The 18,731-nt window shown below is 40.1% G+C and carries 16 protein-coding genes, 5 tRNA genes and 1 riboswitch; of the genes, 11 read left to right on the forward strand and 10 right to left on the reverse strand.

What is annotated here, in order from left to right:
• Position 1: 1 nt before the first annotated feature.
• The 5 genes from AC1RJ8_RS03480 to AC1RJ8_RS03500 all read right to left on the reverse strand — a co-directional run bounded on the left by AC1RJ8_RS03480 (position 2) and on the right by AC1RJ8_RS03500 (position 605).
• Positions 2-77 (reverse strand) — tRNA-Met (locus AC1RJ8_RS03480).
• A gap of 89 nt (positions 78-166) precedes the next feature.
• Positions 167-238, reverse strand: a tRNA-Glu gene (locus AC1RJ8_RS03485).
• Positions 239-265: 27 nt separating this feature from the next.
• A tRNA-Met gene (locus AC1RJ8_RS03490) sits at positions 266-341 on the reverse strand.
• An 89-nt stretch (positions 342-430) separates the two neighbouring features.
• Positions 431-502 (reverse strand) — tRNA-Glu (locus tag AC1RJ8_RS03495).
• A 27-nt stretch (positions 503-529) separates the two neighbouring features.
• Positions 530-605, reverse strand: a tRNA-Met gene (locus tag AC1RJ8_RS03500).
• Between the two features lie 113 nt (positions 606-718).
• Between AC1RJ8_RS03500 and era the strand changes: the two genes are divergently transcribed.
• The 4 genes from era to AC1RJ8_RS03520 all read left to right on the forward strand — a co-directional run bounded on the left by era (position 719) and on the right by AC1RJ8_RS03520 (position 4,273).
• Positions 719-1,615: a GTPase Era gene (era, locus tag AC1RJ8_RS03505; RefSeq protein ID WP_492952547.1), complete on the forward strand. Its 897-nt coding sequence runs from the start codon at positions 719-721 to the stop codon at positions 1,613-1,615.
• A 16-nt stretch (positions 1,616-1,631) separates the two neighbouring features.
• Positions 1,632-2,138, forward strand: a complete 507-nt coding sequence (locus tag AC1RJ8_RS03510; protein WP_492952548.1) for a TlpA family protein disulfide reductase — start codon at positions 1,632-1,634, stop codon at positions 2,136-2,138.
• A 155-nt stretch (positions 2,139-2,293) separates the two neighbouring features.
• Positions 2,294-3,595: a ribosome biogenesis GTPase Der gene (gene der / locus AC1RJ8_RS03515; RefSeq protein ID WP_492952549.1), complete on the forward strand. Its 1,302-nt coding sequence runs from the start codon at positions 2,294-2,296 to the stop codon at positions 3,593-3,595.
• A 168-nt stretch (positions 3,596-3,763) separates the two neighbouring features.
• Complete coding sequence (locus AC1RJ8_RS03520) at positions 3,764-4,273, forward strand: GNAT family N-acetyltransferase (RefSeq protein ID WP_492952550.1); 510 nt, start codon at positions 3,764-3,766, stop codon at positions 4,271-4,273.
• A gap of 79 nt (positions 4,274-4,352) precedes the next feature.
• Here the strand turns inward: AC1RJ8_RS03520 and blaB1PEDO are convergent, their stop codons facing one another.
• From blaB1PEDO to AC1RJ8_RS03545, 5 genes are all read right to left on the reverse strand, one after another.
• The gene (gene blaB1PEDO / locus AC1RJ8_RS03525; RefSeq protein WP_492952551.1) at positions 4,353-5,066 is read right to left on the reverse strand and encodes a PEDO-3 family subclass B1 metallo-beta-lactamase; all 714 of its coding nucleotides are present in this window, start codon (positions 5,064-5,066) and stop codon (positions 4,353-4,355) included.
• A gap of 73 nt (positions 5,067-5,139) precedes the next feature.
• Positions 5,140-5,646 (reverse strand): GNAT family N-acetyltransferase, encoded by a 507-nt coding sequence (locus AC1RJ8_RS03530; RefSeq protein WP_492952552.1) that lies wholly within the window; start codon positions 5,644-5,646, stop codon positions 5,140-5,142.
• 104 nt (positions 5,647-5,750) lie between these two features.
• Positions 5,751-6,347, reverse strand: coding sequence for a short chain dehydrogenase (locus tag AC1RJ8_RS03535; protein WP_492952553.1), 597 nt, complete (start codon positions 6,345-6,347; stop codon positions 5,751-5,753).
• A gap of 75 nt (positions 6,348-6,422) precedes the next feature.
• The gene (locus AC1RJ8_RS03540; RefSeq protein WP_492952554.1) at positions 6,423-7,556 is read right to left on the reverse strand and encodes a histidine decarboxylase; all 1,134 of its coding nucleotides are present in this window, start codon (positions 7,554-7,556) and stop codon (positions 6,423-6,425) included.
• 152 nt (positions 7,557-7,708) lie between these two features.
• Entirely contained in the window at positions 7,709-9,316 is a 1,608-nt protein-coding gene (locus tag AC1RJ8_RS03545) for a S41 family peptidase (RefSeq protein WP_492952555.1), read from the reverse strand.
• Between the two features lie 190 nt (positions 9,317-9,506).
• Here AC1RJ8_RS03545 and murQ point away from each other — a divergent pair, with 190 nt between their 5' ends.
• From murQ to AC1RJ8_RS03580, 7 genes are all read left to right on the forward strand, one after another.
• Positions 9,507-10,310, forward strand: coding sequence for an N-acetylmuramic acid 6-phosphate etherase (gene murQ, locus AC1RJ8_RS03550; RefSeq protein ID WP_492952556.1), 804 nt, complete (start codon positions 9,507-9,509; stop codon positions 10,308-10,310).
• A gap of 114 nt (positions 10,311-10,424) precedes the next feature.
• On the forward strand, positions 10,425-10,991 hold the full coding sequence (locus AC1RJ8_RS03555) for a hypothetical protein (RefSeq protein WP_131028099.1): 567 nt from the start codon (positions 10,425-10,427) through the stop codon (positions 10,989-10,991).
• Positions 10,992-11,029: 38 nt separating this feature from the next.
• Complete coding sequence (locus AC1RJ8_RS03560; RefSeq protein WP_440825306.1) at positions 11,030-11,785, forward strand: Bax inhibitor-1/YccA family protein; 756 nt, start codon at positions 11,030-11,032, stop codon at positions 11,783-11,785.
• Positions 11,786-11,898: 113 nt separating this feature from the next.
• Positions 11,899-12,002, forward strand: a riboswitch (SAM riboswitch).
• 133 nt (positions 12,003-12,135) lie between these two features.
• A complete protein-coding gene (metH, locus tag AC1RJ8_RS03565; RefSeq protein WP_492952557.1) occupies positions 12,136-15,837 on the forward strand; it encodes a methionine synthase in 3,702 nt (1,233 codons plus the stop codon).
• A gap of 73 nt (positions 15,838-15,910) precedes the next feature.
• On the forward strand, positions 15,911-16,864 hold the full coding sequence (metF, locus tag AC1RJ8_RS03570; protein ID WP_057931443.1) for a methylenetetrahydrofolate reductase [NAD(P)H]: 954 nt from the start codon (positions 15,911-15,913) through the stop codon (positions 16,862-16,864).
• A 126-nt stretch (positions 16,865-16,990) separates the two neighbouring features.
• Positions 16,991-18,382 (forward strand): pyridoxal phosphate-dependent decarboxylase family protein, encoded by a 1,392-nt coding sequence (locus tag AC1RJ8_RS03575; RefSeq protein ID WP_492952558.1) that lies wholly within the window; start codon positions 16,991-16,993, stop codon positions 18,380-18,382.
• Positions 18,383-18,427: 45 nt separating this feature from the next.
• The gene (locus tag AC1RJ8_RS03580) at positions 18,428-18,730 is read left to right on the forward strand and encodes a hypothetical protein (protein ID WP_492952559.1); all 303 of its coding nucleotides are present in this window, start codon (positions 18,428-18,430) and stop codon (positions 18,728-18,730) included.
• Position 18,731: the final 1 nt, after the last annotated feature.

Genomic DNA, 18,731 nt, shown 5'->3' on the forward strand with positions numbered 1-18,731 from the left:
TTGGTAGCGGGGACACGACTCGAACGTGCGACCTTCGGGTTATGAGCCCGACGAGCTACCAACTGCTCCACCCCGCACTCTCATGTATTTTTAAGGGAAATACCAACCTTCAATTTTGCAGTATTGAAACTGATAAAAAAAACCGCTCAGCTTTTGCGCGGTTTCGTAGCCCGTAGGGGAATCGAACCCCTGTTTCCAGAATGAAAATCTGGCGTCCTCACCCCTAGACGAACGGGCCATTAAATTAGAGTGTCTTTCAACTCTTTGGTAGCGGGGACACGACTCGAACGTGCGACCTTCGGGTTATGAGCCCGACGAGCTACCAACTGCTCCACCCCGCACTCTCATGTATTTTTAAGGGAAATACCAACCTTCAATTTTGCAGTATTGAAACTGATAAAAAAAACCGCTCAGCTTTTGCGCGGTTTCGTAGCCCGTAGGGGAATCGAACCCCTGTTTCCAGAATGAAAATCTGGCGTCCTCACCCCTAGACGAACGGGCCATTAAATTAGAGTGTCTTTCAACTCTTTGGTAGCGGGGACACGACTCGAACGTGCGACCTTCGGGTTATGAGCCCGACGAGCTACCAACTGCTCCACCCCGCACGCTATACAACTCGTTTTTTCTTTGAATTAAATCCTTAACTCTGTTTCCGAATTGGAATGCAAAGATATAATTCGTTTCTTTGTGCTGCAAATTTTTTTTAAAAAATATTTTAATGGCGCATAAAGCAGGTTTTGTTAGTATAATAGGTAAACCAAATGTAGGTAAATCTACCCTCATGAATGTGCTTGTAGGCGAGCGACTTAGCATTATAACTCCTAAGGCACAAACCACAAGACACCGCATTTTAGGTATCGTAAATGAAGAAGAATATCAGATCGTTTTCTCTGATACGCCGGGTATAATTAAGCCAAAATACAGTTTACAAGAGAGTATGATGAGCTTTGTTAACGGATCTTTGACCGATGCAGACGTACTTTTATTCGTAACCGACATCAACGAAGAGCATGACGAGGAAGACGTAATGGAGAAAATTCTGAACCGTAATATCCCAACAATTGTACTCATCAATAAAATAGATAAAGCATTACAAGAACAGGTTGATGAGAAGATTGCCTACTGGCAGGAGAAGCTAAATCCGGTTGCTATTTATGCAATTTCGGCTTTACATAAACATAATGTCGACGGATTATTGGATCGCGTGCTCGAAATGTTGCCAGAACACCCGCCATATTACGACAAAGAAGATTTAACCGATCGCTCAGAACGTTTCTTCGTTTCGGAGATTATCCGTGAAAAAATCTTCCTTAATTATCAGAAAGAAATTCCTTACAGTACCGAGGTCATTGTGAAGAGTTTTAAAGAAGAAGAAATGAAAAATGGTAAAGGTGCCATGATCAGGATTACGGCAGAAATTGTGGTCGAACGCGATTCGCAAAAGAATATTTTAATCGGTACGGGCGGAAGCATGTTGAAAAAGGTAGGTACCGAAGCACGTTTAGAGATCGAGAAATTTTTAGACAATAAGGTTTTCTTAGAGATGTTTGTGAAGGTAATTCCCGACTGGAGAAGTAAAAAGAATTACTTAAAAAGCTTCGGTTACGATAATTAATTTCGATTTTTAGGATATGAAGAAAAATTTAACGTTTCTCCTGCTGCTGATCGGTACAGCAGTTTTTGCTCAGGAAACAAACAATGGTAAAAAATTGTGGGCGAAATCTATCCTGAACGAAAAAGCACCAGACCTGGTTGTTGAAAAATGGATTTCAAAACAGCCCGATACCAAAGGGAAATTTGTACTGATCGATTTTTGGGCAACCTGGTGCGGACCATGCAGGGCATATATCCCTACATTAAACGATATTCAAAAGAAATATGCCGATAAGATTGTGATTATTGGTGTTTCTGATGAAGCAGCTGAAAAGGTAGAAGCTTTTAATAATCCTAAAATCAACTATTTTGAAGCCATCGACACGAAAGGGACAGTAAAAGACTCGCTTCAGGTTAAAGGTATTCCGCATGCTATTCTTATCGATCCGAAAGGAATTGTAAGGTGGGAGGGCTTCCCCTTATTGCAGGGAAATCAGTTAACCGAAGAAGTAATAAAAGGACTTTTAGAAAAGTATAAAAATTAATATTAATAGAGGTTACGAAAAAATAACCGTACCTTTGCAGCCCGAAATAAATCGGTTAGTAGTTGATAGTCAATGGCTGATAGCCAAATAGTTTGGGCAGCTTGCCCAAACATCACGACCATTAACTATAAGCCATTAACTATCAAAAGAACACCATGAGTAATATTATAGCCATCGTAGGCAGGCCAAACGTAGGCAAGAGCACCCTTTTTAACAGATTAACCGAAAGCCGTAAGGCCATTGTAGATGATATGAGCGGCGTAACCCGCGATAGACACTATGGAGTGGGGGAGTGGACAGACAGACAATTTACGGTAATCGATACTGGTGGTTATGTAGCCAACTCAGAAGATGTTTATGAAGCTGCTATCCGCGAGCAGGTAATGATCGCCATTGAAGAGGCTAGTGTTTTAATCTTCATGGTGGATGTAACCACAGGCATTACCGATTTAGATGATGATATTGCTCAGGTATTGCGCAGAAGTAATAAACCCGTTTTTGTTTGTGCAAATAAAGTAGATAATACTGCTTTATATAACGAAATCCATACTTTTTACGGTTTCGGATTGGGCGAAGTATATCCATTGTCGTCAATGACGGGTTCTGGAACAGGAGAGTTGTTGGATGAGATTGTTAAAAATTTCGAAGACATTCCGGAAGAAGAAAATCAATTGCCGAAGATTACCATTGCTGGTCGTCCGAATGTGGGTAAATCGTCTCTGGTTAATGCATTAATTGGGAAGGAACGTAATATTGTTACTGCAAATGCAGGTACAACCCGCGATTCGATCAAAATTCATTATAACCAGTTCGGTCATGAGTTTATGCTGATCGATACTGCCGGATTACGTAAAAAAACAAAGGTTAAAGAAAACTTAGAGTTTTATTCGGTAATGCGTACCATTAAAGCTTTAGAAGAGGCTGATGTTGTGGTATTGATGATCGATGCTGTAGAAGGAATTGAAAGTCAGGATATCAATATCTTCCACCTGGCCGAGAAGAACAAAAAAGGTATCGTAATTCTGGTTAACAAATGGGATTTGATCGAAAAAAATACGCAAACGATGAAGGCTTTCGAAGAGCAGATCCACGAGCGTATCCGCCCGTTTACCGATGTGCCGATCATTTTCACGTCCGTATTAAACAAGCAGCGTATTTTTAAAGCCATTGAAGCAGCTTTAGAAGTTTATAAAAACCGGAGCAAGAAAATCCCTACATCTAAATTAAATGATGTGATGTTGCCGCTGATCGAGAAATTCCCACCACCGGCATTAAAAGGAAAACACATTAAGATTAAATACATCACGCAAATTAATGCTACTTCGCCAATGTTTGCTTTTTTCTGCAACTTGCCACAGTACATTAAAGATCCATATAAACGTTTCATCGAGAATAAATTGAGAGAAAATTTCGATTTTTCCGGTGCGCCGATCCAAATTTATTTCAGACAGAAGTAAGTTTGAGGTGGAAGGTTAAAAGGTTGAAGGCCTAAGGCGAATATGCCGAAAAACCAACGTATTTAAAACAGGGCTGTTTCTTTCAGAAATAGCCCTGTTTTTGTTTTGCTCCAGTCGAAATGACGATCCTCCTTATCTGTGGTAAAAAAATACCCTTACCTTTGCCTCATGCAATTACAAGTTCTAAATAGCCGGGCAACTGATATCGATATCATTTTCGAATTTTATGATATGGCTATAGCCCATCAAAAAAAAGTGTTTAACAAACACTGGCAAGGCTTTAGCAGAGAAATGGTGCAGACCGAAATCGATGAAAACCGTCAATATAAAATTCTGGTAGACGGCGTTGTAGCCTGTGTATTTGCCATTACCTTTAACGATAGCTTGATTTGGGGTGATCGGGATCACGATGCGATTTATATCCATCGGATTGTAACCCATCCCGAATTTAGAGGCTATTCTTTTGTGAAAGAGATTATCAGATGGGCCAAAGATTACGCGGCAAAAAACAGCATTAAATTTATCAGAATGGATACCTGGGCAGACAATGAAAAACTGCTCGAATATTATACAGGTTGCGGTTTTGATTATGTTGGTGTAGTAACCATGGAAAAAACTGATGGACTACCAAAACACTATGAAGGAATTAGTTTAAGTCTGTTTGAGATCGAGCTATAGCAACTGAAAGATTACCATAAACGATCGTTATGCTGAACTTGCCTCTGCACCCCTTAGATGTATAACGACATAGGGATATTTACTTTTTCTCCCTCAACAGCTTCTGCGTATGATCTAAAGATTCCCTGTTTCCCCAGGCATCATGCCCGGTAATCACAAATTTGGTGTCGGGGTATTTCTGCTTTAACTTTTCGATGCTTTTTGGCCATGCGGCTAAATCGGACTCTCCGATATAACCCAAATCATCTGCTTTGGTGCTTTTAATCAGGCAGCCGCCGAATAAAACTTTGTCTTTTGGAAACCAAACCACTAGATTATCATTTGTATGCCCCTTGCCGGCATAGTAAGTGTTTATTTTATATTGCCCTAGGGTAAATGTAGTGTCGTTGGTAAAAGTGTAGGCTGCGCGCGGCGCTTTATTCGCTTTCAGAATTTCGTCGGTTAATTTATTGGTATAGGTTTTTATGCCCTTACTTTTAAAAAATGCTAAACCGCCTGCGCGATCGCCATGCGAATGTGTGGCAATGGCCAGTACTACTTTTTGGTGATGTTTAGCCTGAATAGAGTCTAAAAATGGCTGGAACTGTGTAACATCCCAGGGAGCATCGATTACGACAACACCTTTATTGGTAACCAGGTAAATGGCATTTGCATTTGTTAAAGTGCCTTTATAGGTATTGTATGTGGTGTAAATATAAAGATCGCCAGTTAAATGTTTGATTTTTATTTTTGGATTTTGCGCGAAAGAGGCAAAGGCAGATAAACAAAGTAAAAAGGAAAGCAGATAACGCATAGGGTAAAGTTTAATAATCGATTCTAAAAATAAATGGATTGCCTTCAATGCAAACGAACGCAATTGATTTAAATTATTTCAATTCAATTTTCCAGCTCAACATATCATCAACTTCTCCAATATGGATAAAGTTATTTTTTTCTAAAATGGAATACGAGGCTACATTATCTTTAGTGGTAGCGGCAAAAACCGATTTCACCTTTGGCTGTTGCTTAGCCCATTCTATTAAGCGGCCAACGGCTTCTGTCATAAAGCCCTTACCTCTAAATTCTTCGTAAGTGCCATAACCGATTTCAATTTCACCATTTGGATCGGGTTCACCAACGAAACAGATATCACCTACCATTCTATGGTCGGGTTTAGATATGATTGTCCATAAGGTATGGTACAGGTAATCTTTATCCTTGTTGAGAACGTTAGGTAAAATTGTTTCTTGCAAAGCATCTTGAAGCGACGGAGAAATATTTTTTTTGGTTGGTAAAAGGCCAAACTCTTGTTCTAAAGAATGATCATCTTTAATGTATTTTAAAAGCTGATCGTGTGTTAATGGTCTTAAAATGAGGCGTTCTGTTTCTATCATGCTTGAGTTTGTTAGGTAGACTAATATAAAGCTTTGGCTTTTGAATAACCAAAAATTTAGAACAAGCTTTTGTTAAAAAAACGTCTTAAAAATGCGGAGCGCAATTAATAAACCTTTATTACCTGGCCTGTTATAATGCCCAGCACACTTTTCTCGTAAGCTTTAACCACTTTCTCCATACTAACCGGAATTTCGCCCGGAAATGAATCGAAATAAGCAGGTGAATCTTCAACCACGTTAGGGCTGATAGCGTTTACACGAACCCCATTTTCGAGTTCTGGAGCAGCAGCGAGAACAAAAGAATTTAATCCTCCATTTATTGCGCTTAGTGCCGCACCAGCAGCTACCGGATGATCAGCCAATATGCCCGAAGTTAGCGTAAATGACCCACCTTTATTAATGTAATGCTGACCGATAAGCACCAGATTAACCTGGCCCAATAGTTTGTCCAATAAGCCACGCTTAAATACTTCACCCGTCATCTGGCTTACTGGCACAAAAGGACCTTTTCCACTGGTGCTGATCAGGGCATCGAATGCACCAATCTGCTCAAACATGGCTTTAATCGATGCTTCATTGGTAATATCTACCTGAACATCACCTTTGGTATTTCCTACACGGATGATCTCGTGTTTTTGAGCAAAAGCTTCAGCTACTTTTTTGCCCAGTGTGCCCGTTGCACCTACAATTATTATTTTCATATAAATCTGTTTAGATGTCAGTACTAATTTAGCATCGTTATTAAACGTCAGCTTCATTAAAATGTTTGCATAGCATCAATCCTGCAACACCATTTCTGCTTTTAGGTCGGCAATCAAAAGATCGATATGTGATTGCATGACATTTGGCATACAGATGATATGTGTATTTCCCTGCTCCGCTGCCAACTGCCATTTTTTACAGATTGTTGCAGATGGGGCAGGGAAATTTACGGTTATGGCATTTGCATTTCGCCATGCAGCAATACCAAGCGCTTTAAGTTTCTGTTCGGTATAAGCTGCAGTTGCTAAACTGTGCATGGCTCTGCTTTTTAAACCTGCTATACCCAAACGTTTAATGGTGTGCCATAAAAATAAGGGGCTATGGCCATTTCTAGAGCCTGTAATGGTGGTATCAACACTTCCAATATAAGCCACCGAACGTGCAATCCGATCACGGTTCGATTTTTTGGCAATCACCACACCGCAAGGCATGGGTGCACCAAAAAACTTGTGACCGCTAATGGCAATGCTGTCTGCACCATCTTCAAAATCGAATGCTGGTCTTGGTTCGATTAATGCACTGTAAGTGCCAGAAAGCGCCGCATCAGCGTGCAAATAATAATGTTGGATAGCCAGTTTTTTTAAGATGCTTTTAATTTTGGCTACATCATCACGTGCTTCGGTCATAGTGGTACCAATATTGGCCATAATAATAACGGGCATGTGGCGGTTCATCCTAATGGTATGTTCAAGGTCTTCGTAATCGATTTCTCCATTTTCCTGGGTGCGGATAACGATATTCGACATGTTAAGTAAGTGCAGGTTCTTTTGCACACTATAATGTGTAGCTTCGGAGTAATAAACCATTCCTTTTGGATGTAACTCTCGGGCAAGGTATAAACCATACAGATTGCCTTCTGAGCCACCATTCGTTACATAACCCCACCAGTTATCTGCAGGCGCACGGAAAAGTTCAGCAAAAAACTGAACGACTTCTTTTTCGAGTTCACGCGAGCCTACGCCATAGGTTGAAGCAACAAAAGGATCACCCAGGTTGTTCATCGGATATTTTAAAAAATCAGAAAGTGCCTGGTAATCGAAGTCTTTCGAAACGGGATAACCTAAGAATAAATCGGTCTGTTTCTTAACATTCTCTAATAGATCAATTAATACCTGTTGATCTTTTTCCTGTAATTTGCTCGCTCCCATAAAAATATGATTTGCGGACAAAATTAGATAAAACAAAATATAGAGTTGTTATTGTGTTTAAATTAAGAATATTATATTGAATTTTATTGTTTTTGTGAAATTAAAATTCTTTTTAACCTGCGGGTTTATCTCCCGTGAAGTATAAAATATGGCTATTGAAGGTTGAGTAATGCTTGCCTTACCGCGTTGTCGGTTTGGTTTGCGGCCTTATAATAACCTACATCGCCAAGATAATAACGGCAAAGCAAAGCTTTCAGGTCATTAAGGATTACATTCTTCGAATTGTACAATTGAAAACGATCTATCTGAACATTTTTGCGCTGAAGAAATCCGATGAAATCCTTAAAATCGTTATCATTTATAGTAAAGATATTGATATTCTGTTCTACAAAACTGGCACTGTACTTATTGGTAAGTACATTAAATACATAATCAGAAAGCACTTTTTTGCTCACTAAATTGGTATAAAATTTATTGTAGCCGTTTGTATCTAATTTCACAAATACATCGGGCTGGATACCGCCCAAAGGTTTATTTTTTTTTGTTGGTTGGATATTTACGCCTTCGGTTTTCTCAATAGAATCTTGAAAAGAGGTCCGGTCTCCGGTAAGCTCTCCATCCATCATGCGTTCGTCCAATTCGTGTTTGTAGGCGTCGTAACCTTTTTTATACGACTTTTGGATACTACGACCGGATGGTGTGTAATATCTGGCGATGGTTAAGTTCAATGCAGAGCCGTCGCCAAAAGCAAATTGCTCTTGTACCAAGCCTTTACCAAAAGAACGGCGGCCAACAATGATTCCGCGTCCCAGATCCTGGATGGCTCCAGCTACAATCTCGCTGGCCGAAGCAGTATTTTCATTAATCAGGATAGCCAGTTTGCCATTTTGAAAAGCGCCAGTGCCCGTAGAAAAATAATCGGTACGTGGCTCATGTTTGCCCTGTGTGTATACAATAAGTTTGTTCTCGGCTAAAAACTGATCGGCCAAACCTGTAGCGGCAGTAAAATAACCGCCTCCATTGTCGCGCAAATCAAGAATCAGTTTTTTCATACCTCTTGTTTTCAGGTTATTGGCTGCAACAGAGAAGTCGTTATCGGTATTGGCGCCAAACTTACTGATCCGTACATAACCTGTTTCGTTATTGATCATATAAGCGGCATCAATACTGCTGATGTTTACTTTGCCTCGTGTAACCATAATACGGTTACTTTGTGCCGCGCCTGGATGTAAAAGTACCACACTAACACCTGTTCCTGATCTGCCTTTAAAACGACCGGTAAGTTGTTCTTTTGGTAAGTTTCTTCCACTTACTACTGCTGTATCAATACTCAGGATTTTATCGCCCAATTTTATCCCCGCCTGGTAAGCAGGACCATCTTTAACCACGCCTGTAACCATCATGGTATCGTTAAGCATATAATATTCTATGCCCACGCCCTCAAAGTTCCCTTCCAGATTATCGGTCATATCCTGTACATCGGTTGGCGGCAGGTAAACACTATGTGGATCGAGTTGGTGTAAAACGCTATCTATAGGTAAGTTTTGAAGCGAATCGGTATTGATGTCATCAACATAATTACCGTTGATGATGTGTAAGATTTCGTTTAATTTTTCGTCGCTATTGCTGGCCAGCTGAGGGCTTTTTTTAACGCCAAAGCCTTGGTCTTTAATAAATTTTATGCCCAAAAACATACCCACTATTAAAATTACAGAATAGCTTACAGCGATCAGTATGTTATTTCGGGTATTTTTTTTCATCAGCGTTACTGCAAATTTATGAAAATTAGCGAGTTGATATATTTTTTAACTGCATTTTCATGTCTTTTGTTTATAATATTTAACATTAATTAACGCAATGGAGTAATAGGTTGAAATTTATGACAGATATTTTTGGGTTTTTAGGGTAGTTTTTAGAAAGAATTTACCGAATTTTATCAAAATTAAATTTATGAATAGAGTTACCGAGCAAGAATCTAACTATGACCACATCGATCAGATGTCGGTGTTAGAAGTTTTGCAGGGCATTAATAACGAAGATAAAACTGTAGCATTTGCAGTTGAAAAATCTTTGCCTCAGATCGAAAAATTAACATCGGCAGTGGCCGATCGAATGAAAAAAGGTGGTCGTCTTTTTTATATAGGTGCGGGTACAAGCGGTCGTTTAGGTGTAGTAGACGCATCAGAATGTCCGCCTACATACGGTGTTCCTTTTGATTGGGTTGTTGGAATTATTGCTGGTGGAGATACAGCGATTAGAAGAGCGGTAGAATTTGCTGAAGATGACGCCGAACAGGCCTGGAAAGATCTTCAGGAATTTGAAATTAACGAGAAAGATTGTTTGGTTGGTCTGGCAGCGTCAGGTACTACGCCATATGTAATCGGGGGATTAAACACGGCACGTAAACATGGTATTTTAACGGGTTGCATCGTTTGCAATACCGGCGGACCAATTGCTGCAGAATCGGATTTTCCGGTTGAGGTGGTGGTTGGCCCTGAGTTTGTAACCGGTTCTACCCGCATGAAATCTGGTACGGCGCAAAAAATGGTGTTAAACATGTTAAGCACTACCGTTATGGTTCAGTTGGGGCGTGTAGTTGGCAATAAAATGGTCGATATGCAGTTAACCAATCATAAACTCGTAGACCGCGGTACGCAAATGGTTGCCGATGAACTGAATATTGGTTATGATGAAGCTGCCGAGTTGTTAACCCGTTATGGAAGTGTGCGTAAGGCAGTTGAAGCAAGGCACTAAGAATTGAGAGAAGAATAGAATGAAAGAATGATTGAAGGATAGAATGATGTAAAGTAGAAATGACCTTAACATTCACTCATTCAAAACTCACCCATTCAATAATTAGAGAAAAGTATGCACGAAATTGAGCCTTATTACCAGTGGAGAGATGATTATATTTCTGCAGAAGATGAGCGTTCGCCATTTTACAATACCGAATATTCAGAACTTTACTTCGATAAGCAGATTTATAACTTTTTACTGCACCCGCAATGGGACGAATTTGGTTCAAATACCCTATACATGAAGGTGTTATATGCCGATTATGATCGCAGTTATGCCGTTATAGAATTTATAGGCGAGTGGAACGATGCCATTAACAACGACATTATGCTGCTGAAACGTGATATTTTAGAGCTGATGATGGATGAAGGCATTAATAAATTTATCCTGATTGGTGAAAATGTACTGAATTTTCATGCTTCAGATGATAGTTACTACGAAGAGTGGTTTCAGGAAGTAGAAGATGGCTGGATTGTTGGAGTAAATTTTCAGGAACATGTAATCACCGAGTTTCGCGATAATAACATCGATTATTACATTAACTTTGGTGGTGCATTTGACAATCTGCCATGGCGCACCCTAAAACCGCTACAGTTCTTTAAAAAAGTTGAAGAACTGCTGACAAAAAGATTAAACTAAATATTTATTTTTATATAGTTAAATACGCAAAATTTAAAATGGAACAACAAAATTATCAATATCAGGACAACAGTGTTTTTGTACAGGAAAAATCTGTTTCTAAAAAATTCTTTGCAAACGTTTTCTTATGGATGTTCGTTGCATTGAGTTTATCAACAGTAGCCGCCTATTTATTTGGTACCAATGAGCAGTTAATGCAATACCTTTTAAATATTAATCCAACAACCGGTAAAGTGAGCATGTCAATTTTTGGTTATGTAGCCATGTTTGCACCGCTTGGACTGGTTTTATTAATGGGATTCGGTTTAAGCAGATTGTCATTACCGGCGTTAATTGGCGTTTTTGTACTTTATTCAGTACTAACTGGAGTTAGTTTAAGTTTTATCTTGTTAACTTATACTTCAGGTTCAGTAGTGAGCTGTTTTGCAGGAGCAGCCGGGATATTTGGAATAATGGCATTTATGGGTTATACAACCAATATCGATCTAAGTAAATTCGGGCCGATTTTAATGGTTGGAGTAATTGGTTTAGTGATTGCCAGTGTAATTAATATGTTTGTTCAGAGTGAACAGTTCAGTTTGTTTATGGCATTTATTGGTATTGCCATATTTACAGCATTAACGGCTTATGATGTACAAAAAATTAAAAGAATTGGCGAAGGGATAGAAGCTAGCGGTGAACAGGTTCTTCAGATTGAATCTAAAAAAATGGCTATTGTAGCTGCATTGTCTTTATACTTAGATTTCCTAAATATCTTCCTTTTCTTACTTCGTATTTTCGGAAGCAGAAAATAGTCATTAACAGAACAATATTCTTAAGGCCGTGCAGAATTGCATGGCCTTTGTAATTTTATTTGGCAGCAAAGCGATAAATTTTGGAATTGATGTTGCTTTGTTGCATTTTTGTATGCTTATTAAGAAAGACGGAGGGATTAGACCCAACGAAGTCTTAGCAACCTGTAACCTACAAGGTGCTAAATTCTATTCTGCAAATAGCAGAAACAGATAAGTTTAGGATTACGATTCACGTACCAACTTTTTAAATAAGCTTTTTAGAGACTTGAGACTATAGATTTGAGATTTGAGACATTGCGTCTTATCCATTCTCATATCTGATACCTCATATCTCAAATCTTACAACAAGAATGAGCATAAGAGAAGAATTAGAAAAACGTATTTTGGTGATTGATGGTGCAATGGGTACCATGATTCAGCGATATACCTTAACCGAAGAAGATTTTAGGGGGGAGCGATTTAAAAACCATCCCTGTGATGTAAAAGGCAATAACGATTTGCTCAACATCACACGTCCGGATATTATTAAAACAATACACCTGGAGTACCTGGCCGCTGGTGCCGATATTATCGAAACCAACACGTTCAGTACACAGCGCATTTCCATGGCCGATTACCAGATGGAAGACCTTTCTTACGAAATGAGTTTTGAAGGTGCACGGGTGGCAAAAGAAGCTGTAAACGAGTTCATGGCTGCAAATCCAGACCGTAAATGTTTTGTGGCCGGCGCCATTGGCCCAACTAACCGTACCCTTTCCATGTCGCCGAATGTAAACGATCCTGGTTTTAGGGCAGTTTATTTTGACGAACTGGAAGCCGCTTATTATGAGCAGGTGCGCGGTTTGGTAGATGGTGGTTCTGATGTATTATTAATCGAAACCATTTTTGATACTTTAAATGCTAAAGTGGCTATTGTAGCCATTAAAAAATACGAAGAGGTAATTGGCCGTAAACTGGAGATCATGATTTCCGGTACCATTACCGACGCCTCTGGCAGAACACTTTCAGGTCAGACTGCCGAAGCTTTTTTGAACTCTGTAATGCATGCAAAACCATTAAGTATTGGTTTTAACTGTGCATTGGGCGCTAAAGAAATGCGTCCGCATATTGAGGAGCTTGCTGCAAAAGCAGGTTGTTATGTTTCGGCCTATCCAAATGCCGGTTTACCAAATGAGTTTGGTGCTTACGATGAGCAGCCACATGAAACCGCACATTTGGTTGACGATTTTATTGCCTCTGGTTTTGTGAATATTGTGGGCGGCTGTTGTGGTACCACACCAGAGCATATTGGTTGTATTGCCAAAAATGCGAGAAAAGCTGAACCTCGAAAAATACCGGTTCTTCAACCATATATGCGTTTAAGCGGGCTGGAACCTGTAACCATTACCCCAGAAAGCATTTTTGTAAATATTGGTGAAAGAACAAATATCACCGGGTCTCCGAAATTCTCTAAACTGATTTTGGGCGGCGATTACGAATCTGCACTGGCCGTTGCCTTACAACAGGTTGAAGGTGGTGCGCAGGTAATCGATGTGAATATGGATGAGGGGATGTTGGATTCTGAAGCAGCAATGACCAAATTCTTAAACCTCATTGCTTCTGAACCTGATATTGCCAAATTGCCCATCATGGTCGATTCATCTAAATGGTCGGTTATCGAAAATGGCTTAAAATGTTTGCAGGGAAAAGGAATTGTAAACTCTATCTCCTTGAAAGAAGGGGAGGAGAAATTCCGCGAAAGCGCACGCAAAATTATGCAATATGGTGCTGCTGTAGTAGTAATGGCCTTTGATGAGCAGGGACAGGCCGATAATTACGAACGCAGGAAAGAAATCTGTAAAAGAAGTTACGATATCCTGGTACACGAAATAGGTTTTCCGGCAGAGGATATTATTTTCGATCCGAACATCTTAACGGTGGCAACTGGATTAGAAGAGCATAATAATTATGCTGTTGATTTTATCAATGCCACCCGCTGGATCAAAGAAAACCTACCTCATGCTAAAGTGAGTGGAGGGGTTTCTAATATTTCTTTCTCTTTTAGGGGGAATAATACCGTGCGCGAAGCCATGCACTCCGCATTTCTTTATCACGCCATTCAGGCTGGTTTAGACATGGGGATCGTAAACGCAGGGATGTTAGAGGTTTATCAGGAAATTCCACCCGAGTTGTTAGAAAGGGTAGAAGATGTACTTTTAAACCGAAGAGACGATGCTACGGAGCGATTGGTAGAATATGCCGATACCGTAAAATCGAAAGGTAAAGAGGTGGTTAAAGATGAAGAGTGGCGAAAAGGTTCTGTTGAAGAGCGGTTATCGCATTCTTTAGTAAAGGGAATTGTAGAATACCTGGATGATGATGTGGAAGAAGCCAGGCAAAAATATGCCCGCCCGATTCAGGTAATCGAAGGTCCATTGATGGACGGGATGAACATTGTGGGTGATTTATTCGGTGCCGGAAAAATGTTCCTGCCCCAGGTGGTAAAATCGGCAAGGGTAATGAAAAAAGCCGTAGCCTATTTATTGCCGTTTATCGAACAGGAGAAGCTGGATAATCCCGATCAGGACCAGAACTCATCTGCCGGAAGAGTGTTAATGGCCACCGTAAAAGGCGATGTGCACGATATTGGAAAAAATATTGTGGGCGTGGTATTGGCTTGTAATAACTTCGAAATTGTTGATATGGGCGTGATGGTTCCTGCGCAGGAAATCATCAAAAAAGCCAAAGAAATAAAAGCCGATATTATTGGTTTAAGTGGATTGATTACACCATCGCTTGATGAAATGGTTCACTTTGCCAAAGAAATGGAACGCGAAGGTTTTACCATTCCCTTAATTATTGGTGGGGCAACTACTTCAAGGATCCATGCTGCTGTAAAAGTAGCGCCAAATTATTCAGGGCCTGCTATCCACGTGTTAGATGCTTCGAGAAGTGTTACCGTTTGCAGTACTTTAATGAATCCGGATACGAGAGACGAATATATTGCAGGCATCAGGGCCGAATATGATAAAGCCCGCGAAGCGCATTTAAATAAACGATCGGATAAGCGTTTTAAAACGCTGGAAGAAGCCCGTGCAAATAAGTTTAAGATCGATTTTCAACCTAACCTGCCTGTTCCCGAATTTACTGGTACAAGGGTTTTCGATAATTATCCTTTAGAAGAGCTGGTTCCATATATCGATTGGACGCCGTTTTTCCATACCTGGGAGCTCCGCGGAAGTTATCCGAAAATTTTCGACGATAAAAATGTAGGCGACGAGGCGAAAAAACTTTTTGATGATGCACAAACTTTATTAAAACGCATCCTCGATGAAAAACTGTTAACAGCAAGGGCCGTAATTGGTTTCTGGCCAGCAAATGCGGTAGGAGACGATATTCAGTTGACAGTTGATGGTTCCCAGTCATCAGATGATTCCCAACTGAAAACTGAAAACTCCCAACTGGTAACTATTCACACCCTTCGCCAGCAGGCCGAAAAAGTAGATGGGCAGCCTTATTATGCTTTGTCTGATTTCATTGCGCCGAAAGAAAGTGGTATTCAGGATTATTTTGGTGGTTTTGCCGTAACTGCAGGTATAGGGATTGATGAACTGGTGAATGAGTTCGAATCCAATTACGATGATTACAACAGCATCATGGCCAAAGCATTGGCCGATCGTTTAGCTGAAGCCTTTGCCGAGCGCATGCACGAACGTGTGCGTAAAGAATACTGGGGTTATGCACAGGATGAAAACTTGAGCAATCAGGAACTGATTAAGGAAGAATACGCAGGTATCCGTCCCGCACCAGGGTATCCTGCCTGTCCGGAACACACCGAAAAAGGAACTTTATTCCAATTGCTTGATGCGGAGAATAAAATAGGGTTACACTTAACTGAAAGTTATGCCATGTACCCAACAGCGGCGGTAAGTGGCTTTTATTTCGCGCATCCCGATTCGAGGTATTTTGGATTGGGAAAAATTACCAAAGATCAGATTGAAGATTATGCTATCAGAAAGAATATGCCGATTGAAGAAGTAGAGCGGTGGTTAAGTCCAAATTTAGCTTATTAACCCCAGCTCCTACAGGGCAGGGAATTATATACAAATTAAAAATTTAAAGTCCCGATTATTCGGGATTAGGGTTATGAAGATTACAGACCATATAAAAAACGCAAAGGGTAAAACCTTATTCTCTTTTGAATTATTGCCGCCTATTAAAGGGCAAAGCATACAATGGATTTATGATGCAATAGAGCCACTATTAGAGTTTAATCCGCCTTTTATTGATGTAACTTCGCTTAGAGAGGATTATATTTATAAAGAACAGGCCAATGGTTTGCTACAAAAGGTATCTTATCGCAAGCGTCCGGGTACCATTGCCATTTGTGCGGCCATTATCCATAAATATAAGGTTGATGCCGTTCCGCATCTCATTTGCGGTGGATTTACCAAAGAAGAAACCGAAAATGCATTGATCGATTTACAGTTTTTGGGTATCGATAACGTGTTGGCTTTGCGTGGCGATGCCCGTAAGGCAGATGGGAATTTCGTGCCAACTCCTGGCGGACACTGTTATGCTACAGATTTGATCGAGCACATCAAGAACCACAACGAAGGTAAATTTTTGCATGAAGATGTAGAAACCTTTAAAAGCGATTTCTGTATCGGTGTGGCTGGCTATCCTGAAAAACACTTCGAAGCGCCTAACATGAATACCGATTTCAAATACCTGAAGAAGAAAGTTGAAGCAGGAGCAGAGTTTATCGTTACGCAGATGTTCTTCGATAACCAGAAGTATTTCGACTTTGTAAAAAAATGCAGAGAAAACGATATCAACATTCCAATTATACCAGGTTTGAAACCGATTAGTACCCTATCGCAGTTAAATGTACTGCCTAAGATATTTCACATTGATTTACCTGATGAGTTAACCGACGCGCTATCGCATGCTAAAAACAATAACGAGGCAAAAGAAATTGGTACAGAAGCCATGATTAAACAATGTAAAGAACTGATTGATTTTGGTGCCCCGGTGTTACACTTTTACACCATGGGCCGCCCAGAGCAGACCAAAAAGATTGCGAAGGCTATTTTTTAGCCTAAAAAGCATCGTCATTGCAAGGCACGAAGCAATCTTAAAGCGCTGGGTTAATTAGCGATCGTTGTAGGATTGCTTCGTGCCTCGCAATGATGTATTTTTCTTTATTCCATAAACATTATCATCATGAATAATCTAAATACCGACCAGCAAAACCTTGATGCCATACTAACAGAAGTTAAACAACAGGGAATAGATTATTTAAACCATGTTCATGAACGGCCAACCGCTAACACTACCGATGTAGTAATCATTCGTGATTTAAACCAGGAAGGTACGGGGACTGTTGAAGCCTTAAAACAATTTAATCAACGTTTTGAACCGATCATGGTGGCTTCATCTGGTCCAAGATACTGGGGCTTTGTAACTGGTGGCACCACACCTGCCGCCATTGCCGGCGATTGGCTGTCGACCATCTATGATCAGAACACGCAAAGCGCAAAAGGTATCGGCGATGTTTCTGCTATCATCGAACTCGAAACTATCCAGTTATTACTTTCGTTGTTTAACCTGCCTAAAGATTTCTTTGGTGGTTTTGTAACTGGAGCAACCTTATCTAATTTTACTTGTTTAGCTGTTGCCAGGCAATGGATTGGCAAACAATCTGGTAAAGATTTCGCCAGAGGAGGTATATCAGGTACTGTAAAAGTACTGTCGGCTACACCACACTCATCAGCCATAAAATCCTTATCGATGTTAGGCTTGGGAAGTGGCAATTTTATTCAGGTAAACGTAATGCAGGGTAATCGCGAAGCATTGGATGTTGCAGACCTTGAGCTGAAAATACAAGCCTTAAATGGCGAACCTTTCATTCTGATTTCCAGCGCCGGAACAGTAAATACGGTTGATTTTGATGATTTTGAAGCCATTAATGTCTTAAAAGAAAAATATAATTTCTGGTGGCATATCGATGCCGCTTTTGGAGGCTTTGCCGCTTGTTCGCCAAAATATAATCATTTAGTTAAGGGTTGGGAAAACGCCGATAGCATCACGGTTGATTGCCACAAATGGCTCAATGTACCTTACGAAAGCGCGGTGTTTTTGGTGAAAGAAAAACACCAATTGTTGCAGGTAGAAACTTTTCAGAATTCTAATGCGGCTTATTTAGGCAATCCGATGGAAAATTTCAGTTATTTAAATTTTTTGCCCGAAAATTCCCGTCGTTTAAAGGCCTTGCCCGCCTGGTTTACCTTAACAAGCTATGGAAAACAAGGTTACCAGGAAATTGTGGAAAGTAATGTTGAAGTGGCTTTACAGTTTGCCGACTTCATTAATGAAAATCAAAATTTCGAGCTCTTGGCACCAGTACGTTTAAATACTGTTTGTTTTTCGTTGAGAGATGAAAGTTTAGTTGCAACATTCCTGAATAAGTTAAACGCGGGCGGGAAAGTTTTTATGACCCCCACATTTTATAACGGGAAGAAAGGAATACGTGCTGCTTTTGTAAACTGGCGAACCTCAGCCGCTGATGTTGAGCTGGCTACAACAGCGATGCTCGAAATTCTTACAGAACTTTAACCTTAAAATTATTGTTTTAATGTTATAGCGTTTATCTTTGTATCAATGAAATTGGATGGCCTTAAATACGTACTTATTGCCTGCATTGCGATAGCTTTTTTCTTAAAAGTAAGCCATGCGGTTTCGTATTTAAGCTATTCTGCTGATAATGTTGAAGTTTTATCTACAAATGATGACGCAACAGAGAAGGAAGAAAAGAAAGTAGAAACCGAATATGCGGTGCAGCAGATCGTGTTTCATGGAGCGTTATATTTTCCACTTCAAACTTCAAAAAAGGTGCTCATTCCTGATCATTCTTTCCAGCTGGCTTACTTTCCAGAGGTTTTAACACCGCCGCCTTCCGTATAAG

Source organism: Pedobacter sp. GW822-FHT03F06, from assembly GCF_058801365.1.